The sequence below is a fragment of the Polaromonas sp. P1_G4 genome (assembly GCF_056405475.1).
This window is the reverse complement of the sequence record NZ_JBFUCA010000575.1, coordinates 1-2,500: the sequence shown is the minus strand read 5'-3', so window position 1 is coordinate 2,500 and position 2,500 is coordinate 1. Positions and strand designations below refer to the sequence as shown.

The following is a 2,500-nucleotide window of genomic DNA, read 5'->3' as shown; positions in this document are numbered from 1 at the left end:
GCGTGGTGGAGTTTTCGGGTGTCCAGAACGGTTACGGCAACGTGGTGTTCGTTCGCCACCGCAACGGCCATGAAACTGTTTATGCCCACCTGAGCAAAATCATGGTGCAGCGCGGCCAGAACGTCAGCCAGGGCCAGACCATCGGTCTCGTCGGCTCCACCGGCTGGGCCACCGGCCCACACCTGCATTTCGAGTTCCGCGTCAACGGCACCCAGCAGGACCCGATGACGATCGCCAAGCAGAGCGAGACCATTCCCGTGTCTACGGCTGCCATGCCGGCATTCAGGGAGCTCTCGGCGGGCGTGAAGACTCAGCTGCAAGCGGCCGCCACCATCACGCAAACCCGCGCTGAGTAACTAGAGCCCCCACGTTCGCTCACTGCGTGTAGCTCTCTGCCCCCCGAGGGGGCGCTGCGCCTGCGGTCTGGCAAAGCCAGTCCCGCGGCCCCTGCTGGTAAAGGCGGGGCTTTCACATTCGCCCACTGCGGCAAAATAGGCCCATGCCTACAACATCCGATCTCTTCATTGGCCTGATGTCAGGCACTTCGCTCGACGGTGCCGATGGCGTGCTGGTCGATCTTTCCGGTGGAAAATTGCGCGTGCTTGCTGCGGCCACCGAATCCTTTGATGGGCTGTTTCGCGCGGAGCTGCTGGCGCTGAATTCGCCCACGGACAACGAACTGCACCGGGCCGCCGTTGCTGCCAATCACATCGCGGCGGCGTATGCCAAAGTCGTCGCTGCGCTGCTTGTCCAGGCTGCTGCACAGGGGATCGTCGCCTCGCAGGTTCGCGCCATTGGCGCGCATGGCCAAACCGTGCGGCAMCAGCCCCAAAGAACATCCCCCGACCCGGCGGGCGCAGGCTACACGCTCCAGCTCAACAACCCGGCTTTGCTGGCAGAGCTCACGGGCATCGACGTGGTGGCTGATCTTCGCAGCCGCGATGTGGCGGCCGGTGGCCAGGGCGCACCTCTGGTGCCGGCATTTCATCAGGGCGTTTTCGGCCAGGCGGACGTCACGGTGTCGGTGCTGAACCTGGGCGGAATTTCCAACCTCAGCGTGCTTCCGCCTGGCGCGTCGTCACCCGTGCTGGGTTTTGACTGCGGACCGGGCAACGCCCTGATGGATGCATGGTGCCTGCAACACACCGGTCAGTCTTATGACGCCAGCGGCGCCTGGGCGGCCACGGGCAAGCTGTTGCCGGACCTGCTGGCCAGCCTGCTTGACGAACCCTACTTTGCGCAACCGATTCCCAAAAGCACCGGCCGCGATCTTTTCAGCATGACCTGGCTGGCCGGCAAGCTCGCGCCCTTTTCCGCGGCGCGGCCACAAGACGTCCAGAACACCCTCGCTGAATTCACGGCAAGCGCCTGCGCGGCGGACGTCAACAGCCATGGAAAAGCCAGCAGCCTGCTGATCGTCTGCGGCGGCGGCGCGTTCAATACCCATCTTCTTGGGCGCCTGCAGGCCGGGTTGCCGCAGCTCAAGGTTGAGACTTCCGGCCAGCATGGTTTGCCACCTTTGCAGGTGGAGGCGGCGGCCTTTGCGTGGCTGGCACAGCAGGCGGTGTTGCGCAGGCCCGGTAATTTGCCAAGCGCGACGGGGGCAAAGGGGTTGCGGGTGCTGGGGGCGGTCTACCCCGCTTAGGCTGGGACGGATAGCGGTCGGTCTTGTTCCGGCGTTGCGCTTTCGTCTGAGGATTGCTGGCCGGGCTACCCCCGGCCAATCGCCCTCAGCAAAGAGCGCAAAGGCCGGAGCAAGAACCGGCCGATAAAAGCCTACCCCGCCAACTGCTTCCGCATCACCTCATGCCGGTGCCGGTAAGTCCCCAGCACCTCTTTGAACTGCTCACGCTGCGCACTGATGCCGGGCAGCTTTACCTTGGTCGTCTTGGCACCCAACAGGCCTTTTTCAGTCAAGGTAACCGTGAGGACATCACCGCCAAAACCGTTTTCATAGCCAAGGTTCTGAATGTCGTCCCACGAAAGTTCATCGGGCTTGCCAGGCAGCTGCAGGCCGCTGTATGTCACACCGACAGAGAGGGTGCCCTTGAGCTGAAACAGCACAGGGGGAAAGTAGCGCAGCACCAGCGCCTGCTCCATGTCATTGTCCGGCCCGTAGCGGTAAGCGAGGGTACGTTCATGGTCGGCGGCAAAACCCTGCTCGTAGGCCGACCACAGTCGTTGCTCAATCTGCGGCGCGGTCTGTATGTCGTCAGCCCAGTTGCGCAATGGTGGATCAGTCACGATGGCGCCGAAAGCGTCGGGCTTGACCAGGTGATGCACATTCTTCATGCGGTCCAGCATGGCCGGGTGCGAGTCAAACGGATGCGGCACGCTGGCTGTTCCCATGGCTTTCACGAATTTGGTAGAGGCGGCGTAGTGTGTCAGGCCCGAGGCCACAAACTGCGCAATGCCGAGTTGCTGGCCGTGCTGCCGGTCGTGCTCGAACAGTTCACGCTCGATTTCCGACCGGTAGCTTGCGTAGGCGGTAATCTTGATC

General features: G+C 63.1%; 2 protein-coding genes and 1 pseudogene. 2 read left to right on the top strand and 1 reads right to left on the bottom strand.

The annotated features are described in order from the left end of the window. Both AC1D1X_RS20690 and AC1D1X_RS20685 read left to right on the top strand, forming a co-directional pair. Positions 1-356 (top strand): M23 family metallopeptidase (locus tag AC1D1X_RS20690; protein WP_477699048.1); only part of this gene is annotated, 356 nt, incomplete at its 5' end. A gap of 143 nt (positions 357-499) precedes the next feature. Continuing rightward, positions 500-1,645 carry an anhydro-N-acetylmuramic acid kinase gene (locus AC1D1X_RS20685; RefSeq protein ID WP_477699047.1) on the top strand — a complete coding sequence of 382 codons (1,146 nt, stop codon included), beginning with the start codon at positions 500-502 and terminating at the stop codon, positions 1,643-1,645. 131 nt (positions 1,646-1,776) lie between these two features. Here AC1D1X_RS20685 and AC1D1X_RS20680 read toward each other — a convergent pair. Next, positions 1,777-2,500: pseudogene (locus AC1D1X_RS20680) on the bottom strand (peptidase M48); the annotation flags it as partial.